22 protein-coding genes and 1 pseudogene are annotated in these 21,535 nt (G+C 61.9%); 17 read left to right on the plus strand and 6 right to left on the minus strand.

Annotated elements, in window-relative coordinates:
* Nucleotides 1-15 precede the first annotated feature (15 nt).
* Nucleotides 16-902, minus strand: a pseudogene (locus AC56QX_RS29985) (LysR family transcriptional regulator).
* A 115-nt stretch (nucleotides 903-1,017) separates the two neighbouring features.
* On the opposite strand from AC56QX_RS29985, the gene AC56QX_RS29990 reads away from it, so the two are divergent.
* The 9 genes from AC56QX_RS29990 to AC56QX_RS30030 all read left to right on the plus strand — a co-directional run bounded on the left by AC56QX_RS29990 (nucleotide 1,018) and on the right by AC56QX_RS30030 (nucleotide 10,557).
* Entirely contained in the window at nucleotides 1,018-2,673 is a 1,656-nt protein-coding gene (locus AC56QX_RS29990) for an ABC transporter substrate-binding protein (protein ID WP_497112142.1), read from the plus strand.
* Between the two features lie 247 nt (nucleotides 2,674-2,920).
* Nucleotides 2,921-3,718: a DUF427 domain-containing protein gene (locus AC56QX_RS29995; RefSeq protein ID WP_497112143.1), complete on the plus strand. Its 798-nt coding sequence runs from the start codon at nucleotides 2,921-2,923 to the stop codon at nucleotides 3,716-3,718.
* 97 nt (nucleotides 3,719-3,815) lie between these two features.
* Nucleotides 3,816-4,403 (plus strand): hypothetical protein, encoded by a 588-nt coding sequence (locus AC56QX_RS30000; RefSeq protein ID WP_497112144.1) that lies wholly within the window; start codon nucleotides 3,816-3,818, stop codon nucleotides 4,401-4,403.
* A gap of 59 nt (nucleotides 4,404-4,462) precedes the next feature.
* Nucleotides 4,463-5,227: an SDR family oxidoreductase gene (locus AC56QX_RS30005; RefSeq protein WP_497112146.1), complete on the plus strand. Its 765-nt coding sequence runs from the start codon at nucleotides 4,463-4,465 to the stop codon at nucleotides 5,225-5,227.
* A 238-nt stretch (nucleotides 5,228-5,465) separates the two neighbouring features.
* A complete protein-coding gene (locus tag AC56QX_RS30010) occupies nucleotides 5,466-5,621 on the plus strand; it encodes a hypothetical protein (RefSeq protein WP_497112148.1) in 156 nt (51 codons plus the stop codon).
* Between the two features lie 26 nt (nucleotides 5,622-5,647).
* A complete protein-coding gene (locus tag AC56QX_RS30015) occupies nucleotides 5,648-6,622 on the plus strand; it encodes an ABC transporter substrate-binding protein (protein ID WP_497112149.1) in 975 nt (324 codons plus the stop codon).
* Between the two features lie 77 nt (nucleotides 6,623-6,699).
* A complete protein-coding gene (locus AC56QX_RS30020) occupies nucleotides 6,700-7,773 on the plus strand; it encodes a quaternary amine ABC transporter ATP-binding protein (protein WP_497112150.1) in 1,074 nt (357 codons plus the stop codon).
* Nucleotides 7,770-9,749, plus strand: a complete 1,980-nt coding sequence (locus AC56QX_RS30025) for an ABC transporter permease (RefSeq protein ID WP_497112151.1) — start codon at nucleotides 7,770-7,772, stop codon at nucleotides 9,747-9,749. The genes AC56QX_RS30020 and AC56QX_RS30025 overlap by 4 nt, the downstream gene beginning before the upstream one ends.
* A 7-nt stretch (nucleotides 9,750-9,756) precedes the next feature.
* Nucleotides 9,757-10,557: a hypothetical protein gene (locus tag AC56QX_RS30030; RefSeq protein WP_497112152.1), complete on the plus strand. Its 801-nt coding sequence runs from the start codon at nucleotides 9,757-9,759 to the stop codon at nucleotides 10,555-10,557.
* A 109-nt stretch (nucleotides 10,558-10,666) separates the two neighbouring features.
* On the opposite strand, the gene AC56QX_RS30035 is transcribed toward AC56QX_RS30030, so the two are convergent.
* Nucleotides 10,667-12,025: a trimethylamine monooxygenase gene (locus AC56QX_RS30035; protein WP_497112154.1), complete on the minus strand. Its 1,359-nt coding sequence runs from the start codon at nucleotides 12,023-12,025 to the stop codon at nucleotides 10,667-10,669.
* Nucleotides 12,026-12,287: 262 nt separating this feature from the next.
* Here AC56QX_RS30035 and AC56QX_RS30040 point away from each other — a divergent pair, with 262 nt between their 5' ends.
* Nucleotides 12,288-13,001: a helix-turn-helix domain-containing protein gene (locus AC56QX_RS30040; RefSeq protein WP_475451967.1), complete on the plus strand. Its 714-nt coding sequence runs from the start codon at nucleotides 12,288-12,290 to the stop codon at nucleotides 12,999-13,001.
* A gap of 139 nt (nucleotides 13,002-13,140) precedes the next feature.
* Here the strand turns inward: AC56QX_RS30040 and AC56QX_RS30045 are convergent, their stop codons facing one another.
* Genes AC56QX_RS30045 through AC56QX_RS30060 form a run of 4 tightly spaced genes read right to left on the minus strand, consistent with a single transcriptional unit; the run spans nucleotide 13,141 to nucleotide 16,924 of the window.
* Nucleotides 13,141-14,181, minus strand: a complete 1,041-nt coding sequence (locus AC56QX_RS30045; protein WP_497112155.1) for a heme-dependent oxidative N-demethylase family protein — start codon at nucleotides 14,179-14,181, stop codon at nucleotides 13,141-13,143.
* A gap of 9 nt (nucleotides 14,182-14,190) precedes the next feature.
* Nucleotides 14,191-15,156 (minus strand): PDR/VanB family oxidoreductase, encoded by a 966-nt coding sequence (locus tag AC56QX_RS30050; RefSeq protein ID WP_497112156.1) that lies wholly within the window; start codon nucleotides 15,154-15,156, stop codon nucleotides 14,191-14,193.
* A complete protein-coding gene (locus AC56QX_RS30055; RefSeq protein WP_497112157.1) occupies nucleotides 15,153-15,749 on the minus strand; it encodes a dimethylamine monooxygenase subunit DmmA family protein in 597 nt (198 codons plus the stop codon). The genes AC56QX_RS30050 and AC56QX_RS30055 overlap by 4 nt, the downstream gene beginning before the upstream one ends.
* Nucleotides 15,750-15,790: 41 nt before the next feature.
* Nucleotides 15,791-16,924, minus strand: coding sequence for an aminomethyl transferase family protein (locus AC56QX_RS30060; RefSeq protein ID WP_497112159.1), 1,134 nt, complete (start codon nucleotides 16,922-16,924; stop codon nucleotides 15,791-15,793).
* Nucleotides 16,925-17,210: 286 nt separating this feature from the next.
* Here AC56QX_RS30060 and AC56QX_RS30065 point away from each other — a divergent pair, with 286 nt between their 5' ends.
* The 7 genes from AC56QX_RS30065 (at nucleotide 17,211) to AC56QX_RS30095 (ending at nucleotide 21,533) form a co-directional block, all read left to right on the plus strand.
* Complete coding sequence (locus AC56QX_RS30065) at nucleotides 17,211-17,498, plus strand: hypothetical protein (RefSeq protein ID WP_172231720.1); 288 nt, start codon at nucleotides 17,211-17,213, stop codon at nucleotides 17,496-17,498.
* Between the two features lie 12 nt (nucleotides 17,499-17,510).
* Nucleotides 17,511-17,888, plus strand: a complete 378-nt coding sequence (locus AC56QX_RS30070) for a hypothetical protein (protein ID WP_497112161.1) — start codon at nucleotides 17,511-17,513, stop codon at nucleotides 17,886-17,888.
* A 31-nt stretch (nucleotides 17,889-17,919) separates the two neighbouring features.
* Entirely contained in the window at nucleotides 17,920-18,081 is a 162-nt protein-coding gene (locus tag AC56QX_RS30075) for a hypothetical protein (protein WP_497112163.1), read from the plus strand.
* Nucleotides 18,082-18,095: 14 nt separating this feature from the next.
* Nucleotides 18,096-19,490 carry an APC family permease gene (locus tag AC56QX_RS30080; protein WP_497112164.1) on the plus strand — a complete coding sequence of 465 codons (1,395 nt, stop codon included), beginning with the start codon at nucleotides 18,096-18,098 and terminating at the stop codon, nucleotides 19,488-19,490.
* 45 nt (nucleotides 19,491-19,535) lie between these two features.
* The gene (locus AC56QX_RS30085) at nucleotides 19,536-20,225 is read left to right on the plus strand and encodes a hypothetical protein (protein ID WP_497112165.1); all 690 of its coding nucleotides are present in this window, start codon (nucleotides 19,536-19,538) and stop codon (nucleotides 20,223-20,225) included.
* Nucleotides 20,222-20,551 carry a hypothetical protein gene (locus tag AC56QX_RS30090; RefSeq protein WP_497112166.1) on the plus strand — a complete coding sequence of 110 codons (330 nt, stop codon included), beginning with the start codon at nucleotides 20,222-20,224 and terminating at the stop codon, nucleotides 20,549-20,551. The genes AC56QX_RS30085 and AC56QX_RS30090 overlap by 4 nt, the downstream gene beginning before the upstream one ends.
* Before the next feature lie 85 nt (nucleotides 20,552-20,636).
* Complete coding sequence (locus AC56QX_RS30095; protein WP_497112167.1) at nucleotides 20,637-21,533, plus strand: class II glutamine amidotransferase; 897 nt, start codon at nucleotides 20,637-20,639, stop codon at nucleotides 21,531-21,533.
* The last annotated feature ends 2 nt before the right edge of the window (nucleotides 21,534-21,535 follow it).

A 21,535-nucleotide genomic window follows, 5' to 3' on the forward strand; every position in this document is an offset into this window, starting at 1 on the left:
GGCATCGCTGGCCGGCTACCTCAGGCCGGCCATGCCCAGGGAACGGTCGCCTTCCGAAAAACCCCGATCGCTGGTCCAGTCCCTGGCCAGCGAGCGCAAGCCCGTCAGCGCGACTTCGAGCACATCCGACGAGACGGGGTTGGAGGGATAGGCAAGGTAGATCGGCCGCTGGAACATTGGCGCGTTGTCGATGCGCCGCATCTCGCCGCGCTCGATATGGCCGCTGACGGCGCTGAGCGGCAGATAGGCGGCGGCTTGCTGCGACAGCACATGCTGCAGCCCGATGAAGACCAGCCCGGCGGAAATGGCCGGCTTGACCATGCCGGCAAAGGCGCGGTCATGCTCGATGCGGAATTCCAGCCCCCAGTCCATCAGGATGTAGTTTTCGGTCCATGGCCTGGTCTGCGCCGTGTGCTGGACCAGCACGACCTGATCGACGGCCAGCGTCTCATAGACGATGCCGGGATGCGGGCGCGGCAGATAGAGAATGCAGATGTCGAGCAGGCCTTCGGCCAGTTGGTCGATCGCCAGATCCGGAAAACTGCCTTCGAGCCGCAGCGCCACATTTGGCCGTTTTGCGCGCATCCACTCGACCCATGGCGAGGTGATCAGGTCCCAGAGATAGGCTGGAGCGGTCAGCCGCAGCAGTGTTTCATAGCCATCGGGAACGGCGATGTCCTGCCGCGATTGCTCCCAGGTGCGGGTGATGGAAGAGGCGTGCGGCAGGAACTGCCGGCCAGCCGGCGTCAGTGTAACGCCGTCGCGGTCGCGTACGAAAAGCCGGCGCCCCAATTGCTCCTCCAGCCCCCTGATCCGCGCACTAGATTGAGCCGGCTGGCCGCGACGGTGAAGCTGCCATGTTCGGCAACCTCCAGGAAACTGCGCAGGTTTTCAGTATCCATGCTCACACCTTGCATCGAAAATTTCGATGACCGCTATCAAAAAATATCGCTTTCCGGTCGCGGTCAACAATGACCTAAATGGCCGATCACCCAAGGGCAAGCGAGGAATGCAGCCATGCCAAGGCATTTCATGACGATCGACGCCGCTCGCAAGAATCTAACAGCAATCGAAAATTCCGCTGTCGACGAATTGCTGGCAGGCAGGCTCGACCGGCGCGATTTCCTGCGCCATGGCAGCGTTCTCGGCCTTTCCCTGCCGTTCCTGAGCAGCCTTGTCGCTGCTGCCGGTCTCGGCACGCAGAAGGCCCGTGCCGAGGGCAAGCCGGGGGGCACGGTGCGCGCCGGCGTTGCCACGCCCGGCGGCGCCATCGACCCCGTCACCTACTATGACAGCGGCAGCTACCAGCTGGTTTTCCAGACCGCCGAATTTCTCTGCATCACCCAGCCCGATCTCACCTTGAAGCCGGCGCTGGCGGAAAGCTGGGCGCCGAACGCGGATGGCAGCGTGTGGACCTTCAAGCTGCGCAAGGGCGTGAAATTCCACAATGGCGAGGACTTCAAAGCCGACGACGTGGTGGCGACCTTCGATCGCCTCGCCGACCCGAACGGCGCCTCGAACGCGCTTTCGGTGTTCAAGGGCCTGCTGTCGAAAGGCGGCACGCAGAAGGTCGACGACCACACCGTCGCCTTCCATCTCGATGCGCCGAACGGCAGCTTTCCCTATTCGGTGTCGATCGACAATTACAACGCCGTCATCCTGCCGGCGAGCTACAAGGGCGACTACGAAAAGACCTTTGAAGGCACCGGCCCGTTCCGGCTGGAGACCTACACGCCGAAGGTCGGCGCGACCTTCGTGCGCAACCCCGACTATTGGGGCGAGAAGGCGCTGCCCGACCGGCTCGAGTTCAAATTCTACGGCGACGTGCAGCCGCGCATCCTGGCGCTGCAGGCGGGTGAGGTGGACATCCTCGACGCCGTGCCGCTCGATGTCAGCCAGGTGGTGCTGAACAGCCCCGACATCACCGTGCTGCGTGTCGCCTCGACCGCGCATCGCCAACTGCATATGCGCTGCGACACCGGCCCGTTCACCGACAAGCGCGTGCGCCAGGCGCTGGCGCTCAGCATCGACCGCTCCAAGCTGGTGGACGGGCTGTGTCGCGGCATGGCGGCGACGGGCAATGACAGCCCGTTCGCGCCGGCCTTCCCCGCCACCGACAAGACTGTGCCGCAGCGCGTCCAGGATATCGCCAAGGCCAAGCAGTTGCTTGAAGCTGCCGACCTTGCCAGTGGCTTCGACATCACGCTGACAACGCTGCGCTATTCCGACATTCCGGGCTACGCGCAGCTGTTCCAGAATTTCGCCAAGGAGATCGGTGCGCACATCTCCCTCAACATCGAGGACCAGGACAAATATTACGGCAAGGCAATGTTCGGCCAGTCGGACTGGCTGGACAGCCCGTTGGGGATCACCGACTACGCGCATCGCAGCGTGCCCAATGTCTTCCTGAAAAGCCCGCTGGTCAGCGACGGCCCGTGGAATGCGGCGCATTTCAAGAACCCTGCCTATGACAGCATGGTCACTTCCTACCTCAAGGCACTCGACATCGGCGCACAGCGCGCGGCCGCTTCCGACATCCAGAAACTGCTGCTCGACGAGACACCTGTCATTTTCAGCTATTTCCCGGACCTGCTGGTACCGGTGCGCAAGAATGTCAGCGGCCTGCCGGCGATCGCCGCCGGTCTGCTGCTCGATCGCGTGTCGCTGGGATAGAGGCTGGGTTGGACAACTCCGCTTTTCGGGCGGTGAGGCTATTCGCTGGCAGGGCTGCGAAGAACGATGGGGGGCCATCGTTCGAGCCGCTCGATGCAAGAGAAACCCGCCGCCCGGAAACCATCTCCGGCACCACAATTCAATCCAGGTTCATCTCGCTGTGCGCCAACGCTCGATGACAAAAGAAAAGAAACGGGAGACTACCATTCGCAAGCCTCATTTACGCGGCCGTGGGCCGCATTTCCCCTTGCTCGACAATATCGTGCAGTACGAGTTCGAGCCCGGCTATGTCGCCTTCACCATGCCGATGCAGAAGCGGCTGCGCGTACAGGTTGGATCGATGATCGTCGCCGACACGACCAAGGCGCTGGTGCTCTACGAATCCGACCATCTGCCGGTCTATTACTTCCCGATCAGCGACGTGCGCGAAGAATTCCTGCTGCCCTCTACGACGACGACCGAGAGCCCGTTCAAGGGCGTCGCCACCCATTATTCGCTGAACACCGGCATCACGCTGGTCGAGGATGCGGCCTGGCGCTATGTCGATCCGGTCAAGGGATCGCCTGACCTGTCGGACTACATGTCCTTCTATTGGCCCAAGATGACGCATTGGTATGAGGAGGACGAAGAAATCTTCGTCCACGCCCGCGATCCGTTCCGCCGGGTCGACTGCCTGCCCTCCTCGCGACGGGTGCAGGTCATCCTCGATGGCGAGCAGGTCGCCGATTCACGCCGTGGCGTGTTCCTGTTCGAAACCGGCCATCCGGTGCGCCACTATCTGCCGATCGCCGACACGCGGCTCGATATGTTCGCGCCCAGCCGCTACATCTCGCGCTGTCCCTACAAGGGCATGTCCAGCTACTATCACGTGACCACGCCCAAGAAGCGGCACGAGAACCTCGTCTGGTACTATCCCGAGCCGGTGCACGAGGCCGAGCGCATCAAGGGCCTAGTCTGCTTCCACCACGAACTGGTCGACAAGATCCTGGTCGACGGCGTCGAGATCCCGAAGGAATTCACGGCCGCGTCCAGCGGCTATTTCTGAGCTGTCACTGGCTGACCGCGTTCGAAGTCAGCCAGGTTTCGAGTTCTCGTCCGCCCGGACCGGTGCTAGGCTGAGATTTCGCGGCGGACGATTGCTCATGAAGACGGCATTTCATCATGCGGCCTTTTCCTGCCTGGTCGCCCTCGTCGTGATGCCTGCGCCGGCGTTTGCCGAAAGTGTGCCGGCTTTCGAGCTCAAGCTCGACATCGACCAGGACGGCAAGATGGACTGGGCCGTGGCGATGCAGGAGCCCGGCGGACCGGCGGATCTGTATATTTACCTGGCAGCCGGCGAGGAGAAGATCGATCCCTCGCGCCGGCCTGATTTCGTCAGGAAAGGGCTGACCGAAGACCGGGTCATCGACCTTGAGAGCAAGGGCAAGGGATCGCTGGCGGTGACGTCCTGCTTCGGCTGTGGCGCCAGCAAGTCGACGGAAGACACGCTGACAATCGTCTATCGCAAGGGCCAATTCCTGGTCGGCGGCTACAGCCGCAGCTGGGACTGGAACCAGCAAACGTCGGATGGCGTCAAGACGACGGTGGGCGGCTGCGACATCAACTATCTCACAGGCAAGGGCACTGTCTCCAAGGACCTCGAGGACGGCAAGCCGATCAAGGGCAAATTCAGGCCGGTGCCGCTCAAGGACTGGTCCTCGGACAAGCGCCCCAAGGCTTGCGATTTCTGAAGAGGTTGATCGAACTGCCATGCAGCGCATACCCTGCCCTGAATTAGGGAGGGCTATCGATGGATCTTTTCAAGCTGGACGGCGATGTCGCGCTGGTCACCGGCGCCGGCAGCGGCATTGGCCAGGCAATCGCGATCGGACTGGCTGAGGCAGGGGCCGACGTCGCCTGTTTCGGTCATACATCGAAGGGCGGGCTGGAGGAGACCGCGCAGCGGATCACGGCGCTTGGCCGCAAGGCGCTGGTGTTGACCGGCACGGTGACATCCGAGAGCGATCTGGCGGCGGCAATCGATCGCGTCGAGGCCGAGCTCGGTGCGCTGACCGTTGCGGTCAACAATGCCGGTATCGCCGGCTCAGTGCCGGCCGAGACGATGTCGCTTGAGACATGGCAGAAGGTGCACGAGGTCAACGTTGCCGGCGTGTTCCTGTCCTGCCAGGCTGAAGCCCGCAAGATGCTGGCGCGTCGCAAGGGCTCGATCATCAACATCGCCTCGATGTCAGGCACCATCGTCAATCGCGGGCTGACGCAGGCGCACTACAATTCCTCGAAAGCCGCCGTCATCCATATGTCGAAGAGCCTCGCCATGGAGTGGGCCGATCGCGGCTTGCGCGTCAATGTCGTCAGCCCCGGCTATACGCTGACGCCGATGAACAAGCGGCCCGAGGTGGCGGAGGAGATCAAGATCTTCAAGCGCGACACGCCGATGGGACGCATGGCGGCGCCGGAGGAGATGGTCGGGCCGACGGTGTTCCTGGCCAGCCGCGCATCGAGCTTCGTCACCGGCCTCGACCTGATCGTCGATGGCGGCTACGTCTGCTGGTAGGACCGCATCTCGCAGACTTCGCCTGCAGTCTGAATTTGTGCATACGCGAAGCGTTAGTCGTTGCGCGAGATGAACGTTGGTATATATAATTTCATCCTATGAAACGGGTTGGCGAGACGGGGCTTGCCATGCCGACAGCCGGGATCATGGGACCTTTGATGGCTCGCACCTTGCAGGGCGCCGCAAGACTGGCAATTGATCCGCGGATGATCGCTCCCACAGCGATGCATCGGCAGTCATGACGCTGACCCTCCCGGCAGATTCCATAATCACCGAAATTCAGCATCATTTCGCCTGCGCAGGCTTCAGCCGCGACGTGGCGGCAACGGCCTTGCGCAACGACCAGTCTTTCCACCACAATCATAAAAAGACGCAAGAAGGGAACGAACAATAACCGCCACAGCTTGAAGGAGAACAAGCATGTCATTTCGGAGCAGAATTTCGAAACTATCGATGGGCGCTTTCGCGCTTGCGACACTAAGCCTGCTGACACCTTCCGCACACGCCGCCGCCCCTGAATCCAACGACCCGATCAAGATCGCGCTGTTCGACTGGACCAGCGTCAACCTCAACGCCAAGATCCTCGGCGGCATCCTGGAAAAGCTCGGCTACACCGTCGAGTACCCGACCGCCGATTACCTCTCCAGCCTCACCACCGGCCTGACCAATGGCGACCTCGATGTCGGCCTGGAATTCTGGGACACGACCGCCGGCGAAGCCATGAAAGCCTCCGATGCCACCGGCCAGACCGAGCGGCTCGGCAAGCTCGGCCCGAAGGCCAAGGAAGAATGGTGGTTTCCCGAATACATGAAGGAGAAATGCCCGACCTTGCCGGACTGGCATGCGCTGCTCGATCCGACATGCGCGGCATCGTTCTCGACGGCGGAGACGGCGCCGAAGGGGCGCTATCTCGGCGGCCCGGTGACCTGGGAAGGCTTTGACGACGAGCGCGTCGCGGCACTGAAGCTGCCCTTCACCGTCATCCACGCCGGCACCGACGCGGCGATGTTCGCCGAACTCGATTCCGCCTATCAGCGCAAGGCGCCGATCATGCTGTGGATCTATTCGCCGCACTGGGCGCCGGCCAAGTACAAGGGCGAGTGGGTGCAATTCCCGGAGTACACGCCCGAGTGCTACAATGACCCGAAATGGGGCACCAACCCCGACGCCAAATATGATTGCGGCAAGCCGCATGGCGAGATCTGGAAATACTCCTGGAGCGGCATGAAGGACAAATGGCCGGTCGCCTACAAGGTGGCCAAGGCCTTCACGATCGATACCGACGAGCTCAACAAGATGAGCGGCGAGATCGACCTCGACGGCAAAAAGCCGGAAGACGTCGCCGCCGCCTGGATCGCCGCCCACGAGGCGGACTGGAAAGCCTGGGCGCAGTGATCGTTCCGACTGGAAACGCGAGACCCGGCCGTTGATCGGCCGGGTCTCAAATCTTGATGTTCCAGAAGGACGATTGGATGACGGACGGGACTAAACAAGGGGCGATGCAGCCGGGCACGGACGACCGCCCGGTAAAGCTTGCCTGCCGCAATGTCTGGAAGCTGTTCGGGACGAACGCGGTCAATTTCATCCGCGAGCGTGATGGCAAGGCCAGCATGGCCGATGTCACTGCCGCCGGACTCGTCGGGGCGGTGCGCGCGGTCGATCTCGAAATCCGCCAGGGCGAGATTTTCATCATCATGGGCCTGTCCGGTTCCGGCAAGTCGACGCTGGTGCGCTGCATGTCGCGGCTGGTCGAGCCGAGCCACGGCAAGGTCGAGTTCGAAGGCAAGGACCTGCTCAAGATTTCCGATGCTGCACTGATCGAACTCAGGCGCCATCGCATGGGCATGGTGTTCCAGAATTTCGCGCTGCTGCCGCATCTCAACGTGCTCGACAACATCGCCTTTCCGCTCAGCATCCAGGGACAGGACCGGGCGACACGCGAGGCGCGCGCCCGTGAGGTGATCGAGCTGGTCGGCCTGCGCGGCCGTGAGCATTTCTACCCGCGCGAATTGTCCGGCGGCCAGCAGCAGCGCGTCGGCATTGCCCGCAGCCTGGCGACAAAACCGGAAATCTGGTTCCTCGACGAGCCGTTCTCCGCACTCGATCCGCTGATCCGCCGCGAGATGCAGGACGAATTGATGCGGCTGCAGACCATGCTGCACAAGACCATCGTCTTCATCACCCATGATTTCGACGAAGCGATCCGGCTCGCCGACCGCATCGCCATCATGAAAGACGGCGAGGTCATCCAGATCGGCACGCCGGAACAGCTGGTGGTCAATCCGGCGACCGACTATGTCGCCGAATTCACCCGCGACGTCGACCGCGCCAAGGTGATTTCCGCGCGCAGCCTGATGCGGGCCTGCGATGGCGCCGAGCATGGCGGCACGGTTTCGCCCGATGCCAAGATCGCCAGTTTTTCGGCCAGCATCGTCTCCGCAGGCAAGCCGTTCGCGGTGGTCAACGGGACCGGCAAGCCGATCGGCGAAGTCACGCCACAAGCGGTCATCGATCTTCTGGCCGGCATCGAGAGAGCTGGCGCATGACTGTAACGGCAAGCGCCAGCGAGGCGAGGCCACCGCTTCAGCGATGGCTGCTTGTCTGGGTACTCGCCCTTGCCGCCGTGCTCGTGGTGTTCCTGCTTCAGGACCGCGTCCCTTGGGCCGTCAACTATCCGGCCGATGCGGTCGTGCCGGTCGCCGACTGGGTCAGCGCGCTGATGCGCTGGATCAAGTCGAACCTGTCATGGCTGACGCGTTCGATCACGGCGGTGCTCGGCGTGCCGCTCGACTTCGCGCTCAATCTCTTGGCCAAGAACTTCAAGATCGGCCATGGCGCCGACGCCTATGTCCTGCCGCGCTTGTCCTGGATCGGGGTGTGCGCTGTCGCCTTCCTCGCCGGCCATGCCGTGGGCGGCCGGAAACTCAGCCTGCTGGTTGGCGGCTGCTTCCTCTACATCGCTTTGTTCGGCCAATGGACCAGCGCCATGCTGACGCTGGCGCTGATCTCCATCGCCGTGCCGTTCTGCATCATCACCGGCCTGTTCGCCGGCATCTGGGCGTGGCGCAAGCCATGGGCGGAAAGACTGATTGTCTCCCCTGCCCTCGACCTGATGCAGACGATCCCGACCTTCGCCTACCTCATCCCGATGCTGCTCCTGTTCGGCAACAGTCCGGTCTCGGCGATGATCGCCACCGCCATTTTCGCCACGCCGCCGATGGTGCGGGCGACGATGCTCGGGCTGTCGCGCGTGCCGCTGGAGATCGGCGAATTCAGCGACATGGCCGGCTGCACGGCGCGGCAGAAACTGTGGCGGGTGCTGTTGCCCTCGGCGCGGCCGACGCTGATGGTCGGCGTCAACCAGGTGATCATGCTGGCGCTAAACATGGTCATCATCGCCTCGATGATCGGCGCCGGCGGCCTCGGTTACGATGTGCTTCTGGCACTGCGGGCGCTGAAGGTCGGGGAGGCGATGGAAGCCGGTCTCGCCATCGTGGCGTTGGCGATCGCGCTCGACCGGCTGAGCCAAGCCATCGCGCACAAGCAGGCGAAGGGTCATGTCCATCAGGAATCGACCCCGACTCTTTGGCGGCGCTACCCCAATTTGACGCTGGCCATCGCCATCCTTGCCGTCACGACGCTGCTTGGCCTGTTCGTGCCGGCTTTCGCGGCGGTGCCGAAGGCGATCACCTTCACCACCGCGCCGCTGTGGAAGGCTGCGGTGAACTGGGTGACGATCAACTTCTTCGATGTGATCGAAGCGTTCCGCGTGGCGCTGATCCTCAATGTGCTCAACCCGGTGCGTGCCTTCTGCGAGGGCTTTCCGTGGCTGGGCGCGGTGTTCCTGCTCGGCCTTGCCGGCTATCAGCTCTCGGGCTTTCGCCTCGCGGCCCTGGTCGCCGCACTGACCGCCTTCTGCGCCATCACCGGTCTGTGGGAAAAGACCATGGCGACGGTCTATCTCTGCGGCATCTCGGCCTTCATCGCTTGCCTGATCGGCATCCCGATCGGGCTGATGGCGGCGCGCAGCGACCGCTTCGAGAAGATCGTCACCCCGATCATCGACACGCTGCAGGTTCTGCCGTCCTTCTGCTTCATCATTCCGGTGGTGATGCTATTCAGAGTCGGCGACGTCACCGCGATGATCGCCACTGTCGCCTTCGCAGTGGTGCCGGCGATCCGCTACACCAATCACGGCATTCGCCAGGTGCCACCGGCGCTGATCGAAGCGGCCAAGGTTTCGGGCTGCACGCCGCGCCAGACTTTCTTCCGGGTGCAATTGCCGCTGGCGCTTCCCGAAATCATGCTCGGCGTCAACCAGACGATCCTGATGGCGCTGGCGATGATCATCATCTGCGCCATGGTCGGCACACGCGATCTCGGCCAGGAGGTTTTCATCGCGCTGTCCAAGGCCGATTCCGGCCGCGGCATTGTCGCTGGCCTGGCCATCGCCTTCATCGGCATCGTCGCCGACCGGCTGTTCAACGCCTGGACGGCCAAGGCACGGGCAAGGCTGGGATAGAAGCCGAATGGCCGAGCCGGGTGAGCCGCCCTTTACCGTTCTCGTCTTCGACATGGCCAAGACTGGCAAACCGGATGGCGAGCGTATGGTTCGCGGATTTGAAACGCTGGATGCGGCAACATCCTATGCCATCGCGCGGGTTCGCGCCTCGGTGGAGGAACTGCGCGGGCCCGGCATCGCTGCCGCGGAGCTCAGGCAGCTCTGGCACCTCTACGGCGAAGACTGTTCGGTGCTGAACGCCAATGTGCGCGGCAGCGACCTTCTCGACGATTTCATCGCGACGCCGGCGACCCCTGTCGAGTGCAACTGGCGGATTTTGGCGCCAAGGCTGCGCCGCTTCCGCGCCTCGCTGCTCATCTCCAACGAGAAGGACGAATCGGTCTGGGCCGGCGGCTTCTTTCGGTCGACCTACAAATTGGCACGGGACGGCCTGCTCGAGCGTTTTCGCGACGACGCCATTGCCGCCTTCAAAGCCAAGAACATCGAGCCGGCGGAGCCGACGAAGCTCATGGTCGCGAGCTATTTCGAGCTTCCCGATCCGCCCTATCCTCCGCCGGGCGCGGCGCTGCGATCCTGGAAGGTCGACGTCGGTTTCGTCTGCCACGATGTGAAGTTCGGCGGCGACGCCGCCGGCGTCTTCGCCTGGCCGCAAGAACCGACCGATTGGGCACTCCGAACCATGCAGTTCCTGCTGATGGCCGACATGATGGCCATGCGCGGCGATGGCCCGGACTGGGCCAACGATTGCGATGTTCTCTCGGTCAAGGTGACCGAGACGGATGCGGCTCCAGACTATCCGCTGGATTGAAGCGCAGCAATCTTTAGCTGGGCCATGATCTCGGGACAAACGAAACCGTTTGTCCGAGAAAACCGGTTCCCACTTTTTGCTTCGCTGACCTCCGGTTCGGGATCATGGCCTACTCCGCCGCGACGCCTTTCATCTCGAGATAGCTCTCCATCGAATCGTCGAGCGCCTGCAGCCAGGGCGTGTGATGCAGCGGCGCCATGGTGCCGGTCATCAGCGAGCGGTAGGCGTGATCGCGGAAGCTCATAATGTCTTCCGCCTTGTGGTGTTCCCACTCCATGAAGGTCTGGTTGACCGCCTCGACATCGAAGCCGGGATAGTCGGTCTGGTCCATCAATTCCTTGGTGTAGTCGCCCTGGAACCAGATCATCTGCTCGGCATCTTCCAGCGTCTCTTCACGCGCGCGCCATTTGGCGCCATGCGCGGCCATCGCCTCTGCCGACGGCAGCTTGATGCGACCCATGATGACGTCGCGGGCGAACCAGGCCTGCGCGTCGAACATGTTGAAGGTGTAGAACTGATCCTGCATGCCGATATAGGACAGTTTTGGATTCTTCTCCCAGACGACGCCCTCATAGAGGTCGAGCGGCCACATGCGGTTGGCGGTCTTGAGCTTGAGATCGTCGGTCAGGAACGGGAAGGAATGGAGATAACCGGTGCACAGGATGATGGCGTCGACATCCTTGGTTGAGCCGTCCTTGAAGTGGGCGGTCTTGCCGACGACCTTCTGCAGCAGCGGCACCTCTTTCCAATTGTCCGGCCATTTGAAGCCCATCGGCTTCGAACGGTAGCTGGAGGTGATCGACTTGGCGCCGTATTTGTAGCACTGCGAGCCAATGTCCTCGGCCGAATAGGAACGGCCGATGATCAGGATATCCTTGCCCTTGAATTCCATTGCGTCGCGGAAATCGTGGCTGTGCAGGATGCGGCCGTTGAAGGTCGAAAAACCTTCGAAATAGGGAACGTTGGGTACCGAAAAATGCCCCGAAGCGACGACGACATTGTCGAACTCTTCGGAATAGGTGACGTCGTTGCTGCGGTCATGCGCGGTGACGGTGAATTTCTTCGTTTCGTCCGAGAACGTCACCATGCGCACCGGGCTGTTGAAGCGCACCCATTTGCGCAGGCCTGACTTCTCGACGCGGCCCTTGATGTAATCCCACAGCACGGCGCGCGGCGGGTAGGAACCGATCGGCCGGCCGAAATGCTCCTCGAACGTGTAGTCGGCGAATTCCAGGCATTCCTTCGGTCCGTTCGACCAGAGGTAGCGATACATCGAGCCGTGCACGGGATCGCCATGCTCGTCGAGACCGGTGCGCCAGGTGTAGTTCCAAAGGCCACCCCAGTCGGATTGCTTTTCGAAACAGATGATTTCAGGAATGTCAGCGCCCTTGTCGGCAGCCGACTTGAAGGCCCTGAGCTGTGCCAGGCCGGACGGTCCGGCGCCGATAACGGCAACACGAGTTTTCATTTCCAGGGCCTCCTCTTTTTGATTTCCCCAGCGAAACAAATTTCACTGACAGTGACACTAATTGGCGCTTCGGTGCTGTCAACAGACATCTGCGGGAACGGCGTTTGTGCGGACAGGATTCCTGGCGAAAAACATTCGCGGGCAGAATTCATGGGATCCGCTCGTGCGACCTAAGACGGCTTGCCGACACCGCCGCACTGCTGTATCGCCACCTCTAATGTTCACCTAGAGTGAAATAAATCCGCGACGTCCGGGGGGCGACATGGCGAAAGACAGTTCCAAGGCCGGACTTGCCGGCGCCAAGCCAAAGCCGTTGCCGAAGGTCTCGGCGGACGGCAAGACCATCCGGGCGCCGCTGATGCAGAACCCGCATGCTATCCGCGACACCCGCGAGAAAGTTCTGGAGGTGGCGATCGGCCGCGAGGTGCGGGCGTTCCGCAAGAAACTCGGCATCACCGTCGCCGATCTCGCTGTCGCCACCGACATTTCGCTGGGCATGCTGTCGAAGATCGAGAATGGCATCACCTCGCCGTCGCTGACCACCTTGCAGGCGCTGTCGCGGGCGCTCGGCGTTCCGGTCACCGCCTTCTTCCGCCGCTTCGAGGAAGAGCGCAGCGCTGTCTTCGTCAAGGCTGGCGAAGGCCTCGATGTCGAGCGCCGCGGCACGCGCGCCGGCCACCAATACAATCTACTCGGCCATATCGGCTCCAACACCAGCGGCGTCGTCGTCGAACCCTATCTGATCACGCTGACCGAGGATTCGGACGTGTTCCCGACCTTCCAGCATGAGGGCATGGAATTCCTCTACATGCTGGAGGGTGAGGTCGTTTACCGGCACGGCAGCAACCTCTATCCGATGAAGCCCGGCGACAGCCTGTTCTTCGATGCCGACGCGCCGCATGGACCGGAGCAACTGACGAAACTGCCGATGCGGTATTTGTCGATTATCTGCTATCCGCAGAACAGCGCGGGGTGAGGTGTATTGCAATTCAGGTCAGGCCGGCCTGCAAATGGCGGCTTCCTGCGCTTCCGGTGCTCACGTACAAAAGTACGCTCCGCTCCGGTTCTCGGAAGCCACCATTTTCGACTCGGCCTGACCTGAATTTCAATACACCTCAGTCCGGCCCGAAACCGGGTGAAGTTGGGCTGCCGTCGTCGAGCTTAGACAGCCACTCCACCAGCGTCGGCCTATACCGGGTCAGACCCTTGTAGTTGGCCAACTCGTCGGGCAGATCACGGATGACGCGGTGCAGGCGGCGTGCCCATTTCGGCTGCGTCACCAGTTCGTCCATCTTGATCAGGTAGCAGCGGATCGGGAAGACGATGCCGTTGGAGCGCGGCAGCCGCCAAAAACTCTGCAATTCGACGCGCAGATGCACCTTGTCGCCGACATTGTCCGGCGTCACCGTGGTGCGGTCTGGACCCCACTTGTGGTAATTTTCGGGGCTGGTGTCGAGGCGTGGATTGATGGTCATGGTCCAGTTGAGGCGCCGCGCCGGCTTGCCCTGCTGGATGTTGGTGAGGAACTTCAGCGCCCTGGTGAAAATCCCCTTCTCATGCGCCAGCGGCACCGGCGCGTGCCACTCGAAAAAATTCATGCCGATGTCGAAATCGAGCGACCAGTCGGCCTGCGTGGTGACCATGCCGGCATCCATCCACAGATTGCCATCGCGCTGGTCGAGGATGCAGAAATCGCCCTGGCTCTGGCGGGTGATGTATTCCATCGGCCCGTAAGGCAAAGTCGACGTGTCGCCGAAGGTGAAGGTGTCGTCGATGCCGAGCGGCCGGTTGATCCAGTGCCAGCGGTCGCCGTCGCGCGTCAGCGTGAAATGTTCGGGATAGCCGAGCGCCTGCTGCTCCATCAAAAGTTCGAGCAGGTCCCAGCCGGCCAGCGTCATATGCGGCAGCGACTGGCAGCGCAGCGGATCCTCGGCCAGCACCAGCGCGCGGTCCTGCATCTCGGCGACATAGTGCTCGTCGACGTCGATCAGGTTTTCCAGCACGCTGCCTTTTGGGCCGACAACATGCGGCTCGATGTTGACCGCATACATGTAGGCGTCTTCATGGAACGGGAACGGGAACCGCCTGATGTGCTCCGGGCTGTTCTTGAAGGTGAAATCGTCGCGGAACGTTTCCTTGCGAAAGGTGATGCCCATGATTTCCTCCTACCGCTCCAGCACCAGCGACTTGCCCTCGAAGCGCGAGACGCACGGCATGATCTTGCAGCCGGAGCGATGATCTTCCTCGCTCAGCCAGTGGTCGTTGTGGATGAACTTGCCATCGTAAGAGATGACGTTGGTTTCGCACTGGCCGCAGACGCCGCCGCGGCAGAGATAGGGCGGATCGACGCCGGCCGCCTCGATCGCTTCCAGCAGGCTCTGCTGTTCATCGACGCGGATCGTCTTGCCGCTGACTGCCAGCGTCACATCGAAGGGCAGGCCGGGCTGGGGTGCCGCGAAATGCTCGAAATGCACGGCCTCCGAGGGCCAGCCCAAGGCGGCTGCGCGGTCGCGCACCCAGTTGATCATGCCGGCCGGACCGCAGACATAGAGATGCGTGCCGAGCGGCTGCGTCGACAGCAGCCGGTCGAGATCGATGCGCTCGTCCAGATCGTCATGATAGAGCCTGATGCGCCTGTCGTAACGCTCCCGCAGCACGTCGGCATAGGTGCCGAGCGAAGCGGTGCGGCAGGTGTAGTGCAGTTCGAAATTGCCGCCCTCCCCCGCCAGCTGCGCGGTCTGCGCCATGAACGGGGTGATGCCGATGCCGCCGGCCAGCATCAGATGCTTCTTCGCCCTGAGATCGAGCGAGAACAGATTGACGGGATAGCTGATCACCATCTCCAGGCCCGGCTTGACGGACCGATGCATGAACAGCGAGCCGCCACGGCCGACATCGTCGCGGCGCACCGAGATCGTGTATTCGCGCGTGTCGAGCGGCGAGCCCATCAGCGAATAGGGATTGAGCCTTGTGCGGTCGCCATCGCGCATCTCGACCACGACATGGGCGCCGCCGGAAAAGGTCGGCAACAGCTCGCCGTCGCGCCGGCGGAAATGGAAGCGGGTGACTAGGTCGTTGACCGGAACGACATCGCTGACCACGACATCGAGCTTGGTGGTGCCGGTGCTCATGGGAAGGCCTCCTCCATTGGAGGAATCTCCGAGCGATCCTCGGCATTGATGCAGACGCCCTGGAAGGCAGCGAGGCGCCGGGAATAGTGATCGCGCACCAGAAGCAGCAGGCCGCAATGCGCGCAGGTCGCCGGCTGCGTCGTGACGTTTTCGGTGATGCCCTTGCAATGCACGCACTGCATGCGCCGCGCCAGCGAGCCGCGATGCTCGGTTTGCATCGAGGTGTGATCGATGCCGGCTTCGAGCGCCACCTGCATCGCCTGGCCGATCAGACCTTCGGTGCCGGCGAGGTAGAGGCGCAGGCCCATATGGGCGTTGCTCAGTGTCTGCTTCAGTCGCGGCAGCAGGCTGGCAAAGGACGGCGCTTGATGGAACTGGGCCGGCTTCAGCGCTTCGAGTGCTGCGACGTGTTTGCCGTCGGGGCCTGGGATGAAGACGATTTCGGAGCCGCCGAAGAAACCGGGCGGAGCCACCTTTGCCATATCAACGATCGCCAGCGCGCCTTCCGCATCGGCGATGAAAAGATGATGCTTGCCGGGCTGCGGAGACAGGGTTCCGTAAATGGGCCGGCTGATGATCGTCTTGGCTGCCATTCTCAATTTATGCCTTAAAATCCCTCGCTGTTGATGATGCCTCAACCCTTGGCGGTGCGCTTGGTCTTTTTGGGATCGTCGAACGGCAAGGGCTGCGCCGTCGCCTTGATCGATCCGCTCTTGTTGCGGATTTCGAGCTTGGTGTCCTTGACCGCGCAGTCGACATCGAGGCGGGCAATGCCCATCGATTTCTTGACCAGCGGCGAATACATGGCGCAGGTCACAACGCCGACCTTTTTGCCGTCGCGATAGACCGGCGCGCCTTCGTCGGCCGGCTGTTTGCCGTCCAACAACACACCATAGATCTTGAAGCGCTCCTTGCCCTTGAGGCGGTAGTGCTCCTCGGCCCCACGGAATCCGGTCTTGCCGGGGCTGACGGTGAAGTCGAGGCCGAGCTCCCACAGCGTATCGCCGGGGCCGTCATTCTCGAACGGGTATTTTTGGGAATTATCGTAAGGGTAGAACAAGAGGTAGCTTTCGACCCGCAGCATATCGAGCGTGGTGAAGCGGCATGGAATGATGCCGGCGCTCTTACCCTCGTCGAGAATCCTGTCCCAGATCGCGCCGGCGTCCTGGCCGCGGCAGAAGATCTCGTAGCCGCGCTCGCCGGTATAGCCGGTGCGCGAGATCATCACCGGGAAACCGAACAGCTGCGTCTGCATGTGATGGAAATAGTTGAGGTCGCGGATGCCCGGCACGTGCTTGGCGAGATAGTCGACCGCGGTCGGCCCCTGCAGCGACAGATCGTGCAGATTGTCGTCGAAGCGCAGCGACACATCGCGGCCGACGGAAGCGCGCTGCAACTCCTCATGGCCAGTGCCTGAGCCGTGCACCACCATCCAGGCGTTCGGGCCGGTGCGGTAGAGGATGCAGTCGTCGGTGAATTTTCCCGCCTCGTTCAGCATGCAGGCATAGGCCGACTTGCCGGGGTAGATCTTTTCCACGTCGCGGGTGGTGGCGAGGTCGATGAGATGCGAGGCGTGCGGGCCGGTGATGTGGACCTTCTTGAGGCCCGACACATCCATCAGCCCGGCCTTGGTGCGGATGGCGGTGTACTCTTCGTCGGCGTCCTTGTCGTAGGTCCAAGCGGTCCCCATACCGCTCCAGTCTTCGAGCTTCGAACCCAGCGCGCGATGGCGATCCGCCAGGGTCGAGAATCTCCAGGATGCCGTCATCCGATCGTCCTCCGTTCAAAAATCCATTGTTCCCTGCTCCTTGGCGCATTGACCGGAGCTTTGGGTTGAATATTGACCGCAAACGCGGGAGAGCCGCAATCCCCTGAAAGCAAATAATTTCATTGTCAGGCAAAATCGACTGCCCCAAGCAAACGGTTAACTCAACGTAAATTCGCCTTGACAATTGCCGGAAACGGTCTGAATTTATGAAAAAAATTTCACTCTCTTGAAAGAGAGCGACGCGCGGCCGATTCGGAACCGGGCGTCGGAAAGAAGGGGAAAACCGATGTCAGACCTGCAGCAGCGCATCGAAGCGCTGTACCGTTCCGACTTGCGCGGATCCGCGCTCCTGATCATCTGCCTGTGGGCGACGATCCTCTTCGTCCTCTTCATGACATGGCCGTACATTCCCGACAGCGGCATCAAGGCCGTTGTCGCGATTGCCGCCGCCGCCGTGCTGATCTTCAACACGGCCGCGATCCTGGCGATGGTCAAACACTACAAGGAAGACAAGGACTTCATCTACGGCCTCGATATCAAGAACGCCGACGCATCCCGCAACCGCAAGTCCTGAAGGGTACAAGAGATGTCGCGCTATACGCCGCCGGAGCAAAGCAAGGCCGGCCAGGTTTTCGATATTGTCGTCGTGGTGGTCGCCATTTTCGTGGCGCTATGGCTACCGCTGAAACTGGGGTTCGCCGGAGCCGCCAAATCCATCGACGCGCTCGACGCCAAGACCTGGGAAGCACTTGGCCAGAACCCGACCATGGCCGCGATCTGGGAGAAGCTCGGCTATACGCCCGAGACCGCGCATGACGTCATCCAGAACCGCTTCCACTATGTCATCGACTGGCCGACGCTGATCATCATGGCGGCGGTGCTGATCGGTTATTTCGTCTTCCTGTTCCGCGCTTCCGACCGCGAATATCGCGACGTCATCAACGAAAAATTCGACGACAAGTAAAAGCTTCGACGAGCAATCGGGGAACACGATCATGTGGATTGCACTCTCTTACGCATGCTGGGGCATCTCGGTCTTGCTCGCGCTGTGGATGCTCTACGACTGGTTCAAGGTCGATACGACCTATTCCGAGGACGTTTTGACCTCGTCGCGCGAAGGCGAACTTGAAGCCGTTTCCGAAAAACACCGGATCTGAGTGGGGACTGAACAATGACGACCGCACTTGAACCGGCAATTCACGGCGACAGGGTTTCGCTTCTTCGGGTGCTCGGCCCCGCCCATGTCTGGGCGCTCGGCGTCGGCATCGTTCTGGTCGGTGAGTTCACCGGCTGGAATTTTTCCGCCGACAAGGGCGGCGCGCTGGCCGCGCTGATCGTCTGCTGGATCGTCGGGCTGCTCTACACCTCGGTCGCCATGATCGATTCCGAAGTGACGTCGACAGTCGCGGCGGCCGGCGGCCAGTATGCGCAGGCCAAGCACATTGTCGGGCCGCTTATGGCCTTCAACGTCGCGCTGTTCCTGGTGTTTGCCTACACGATGCTCGAAGTGTCGGACGCCATCCTGCTCGGCGACACCATCGTCGCCAAAGCCGGCGTCGAAGGGCTCACCCACAATTCCTTCATCGCCGCCACCATCGTGGTGCTGGCGTGGCTCAACTATCGCGGCGTGCTGATGACGCTCAACGTCAACTTCGTCATCACGGCAATCGCCTATATCTCGATCGTCATCCTGTTCTTCTCGGTCAGCCCGTGGACGCAAGGGGCTGTGCTGAAGCTCAACGAGTTGGTTACTCCCGGCAATGCGCTGCCCTATGGCTGGATCGGCGTCATTGCCGCCTTCCAGTTCGGCATCTGGTATTATCTCGGCATAGAAGGCACCACGCAGGCCGCCGAGGAAGTGCGCTCGCCGGCCCGCTCCCTGCCCTATGGCACTATGGCCGGCATGATCACGCTTTTGATCGCCGCCGCCATGACCTGGTATGTCTGCGCCTCGCTGATGCCGTGGGAATATCTCGGCATCACCTATTATCCGCTGTGGGACGCCGGCAAGCTGACGGGCAGCCCGCTGCTGGAAAACCTCCTGTTCATCGCCACGCTGCTGGCGGCGCTGGCCTCGGCGAATGGCTGCATCAACGATGCGGCACGCGCCTGGTTCTCGCTTGGCCGCGACCGCTATCTGCCGAGCTGGTTCTCGGCGGTGCATCCGAAATACCGCACGCCCTACCGCTCGATCCTGTTCCTGCTGCCGATTGCGCTCGCCTTCGCCTTCATCGCCGACCTCAACCAGGCGATCACCTTCTCGATCCTGTCGGGCGTGCTGCAATACACGTTCATGAGCATCAACATCATGATGTTCCGCAAGAAGTGGCCGCTCGGCACGATCCGCCGCGGCTACACGCACCCCTTCCATCCGCTGCCGGCGATCGTGCTGTTCTGCCTGTGCGTGGTGACCTTCTTCGCCATCTTCCTCGGCTTCGGTTCGCAGCTGATCGCGATGACCATCTTCTATTTCCTGATCTCGCTGTGGTTCCATTTCTACCGCTACAAATTCGTGCGGCGCGGCGACCAGTTCACCATGCCGTGGCCGAAACCGCAGGGCTATTGATGGGAGACGGCCCGTCCAGATCCTTGGCGGGCCGGACATGATAAAATGTCCGAAGTGACATCAGCACTGCTTGCCGGGGCCATTGTCCTGGCCCTCGCCCTGCACTTTGCGTGGCTGGCACGGCGCAGCCGCAACAGGGCTTCAGAAGCGCTCGCCGCCGACGAGGCCGGCATCCGCACCGTCATTGCCGACGCCGCCGATGTTTCGGACGGCACCGCCGGTGTCATCACTTGGGAAGGCTCTTGGAACAGCCAGCGCGTTCAACTGCGCACCATCGTCGATACGCTGGCGACGCGAAAACTCCCGGCACGCTGGCTCAGCATTTCGGTCACCGAAAAGGTCGCCGTGCCAGCCACCTTCGACATGATGATGCGGCCGGGCTCGCCGACGACCTTCTCCAATTTCGACCATCTCCAGCATACGCTGCCCAAGGCTCCGGGATTTCCAGCCGAGGCAGTGCTGCGGACCGACCGCCGCGGCACGCGTTTCCCGCAAGGCATCATCGCCGACCATCTGCAGGCCTTTTCAGAAGGACGCGCCAAGGAGTTGCTGATCACGCCTAACGGAGTGCGTATCGTCTGGCTGCTGGCCGAGGCCGAGCGGGCGCGTTACGGCGTTTTCCGGCAGGCCGCATTCGGTGACGCTCAGATCGATCCGGCACTGATTCAGCGACTGCTCGTATCCCTGTCGGCACTGCGCGACGCCATCAACAAAAGCGAACGGCAAGCCGCATGAGCAGTTCAGACACCTCGCCGGCGCCGACAAACCCGTATCTCGTCCTCGGCGCCGCAATCGTGCTGCCGGCAAGCGGCCATGTCATCCTGGGCGTGCCGGTGCGCGGGCTGCAGTTTCTGTTTTTCATGGTGATCCTGGCCTGGGTCACCGCCAAGATCGCGCCGGCAGACGCCAGCTTCATCGGCCGTCATGCCGGCGGTTTCCTGATCTATGCGCTGTCGGTCCTCGACGCCTACAAGCTCGCCCGCATCCGCCACGCGCTGTGGGTTCACAATGCCGCGCAGGGCAGCGATAATTCGCATGGCGGCATTGCGCCGCATACGTAACTACAGGAAAATTTTTTTCATGTGATTGAATTCACGCAACGCATTCGGTACATCATCTCTTAGCTACAAACGCCGGGAGGCTGACATGTGTGGAATTGTCGGACTGTTTTTGAAGGACAAGTCGCTGGAGCCGAAGCTCGGTGCGATGCTGTCGGAGATGCTGGTCTCGCTCAGCGATCGCGGCCCGGACAGCGCAGGCATCGCCATCTATGGCGCGCCCTCCAAGAATGAAGCCAAGATCACCATCCAGTCGGCGAAGCCCTCGCGCGATTTTCCGGGCCTCGATGCCGAGCTCGCCAAAGCGATCGGCGTGCCGGTGAGCATTGCGGTGAAGTCGACCCATGCCGTCGTCAGGACAACGCCGGCCAAGATCGACGAAGCGCGCGAGGCGATCCAGACGCTGCGCCCCGACATTCGCATCATGGGCGCCGGCGACGTCGTCGAGATCTACAAAGAAGTCGGCCTGCCCGAGGCGGTGGTCGATCGGTTTGACGTCCGCAAGATGACCGGCACGCACGGCATCGGCCACACCCGCATGGCGACGGAATCGGCGGTGACGACGATGGGCGCGCATCCGTTCTCGACCGGCGCCGACCAGTGCCTGGTGCACAATGGCTCACTGTCGAACCACAACAATGTCCGCCGCGAGCTGATCCGTGAGGGCATGAAATTCGAGACGGAGAACGACACCGAGGTGGCCGCCGCCTATCTCTCCTCACAGATGGCGCATGGCAAGAACCTCGGCGAGGCGCTGGAAGGCACGCTTTCCGACCTCGACGGCTTCTTCACCTTCGTCGTTGGCACCAAGAACGGTTTTGGCGTGGTGCGCGACCCGATCGCCTGCAAGCCCGCCGTCATGGCCGAGACCGACCAGTATGTCGCCTTCGGTTCAGAATATCGCGCGCTGACCAAACTGCCCGGCATAGACAATGCGAGGGTCTGGGAACCGGAACCCGCAACCGTTTATTTCTGGGAGCATTGAGT

The sequence above is a fragment of the Mesorhizobium sp. RCAM 06353 genome (assembly GCF_059683585.1).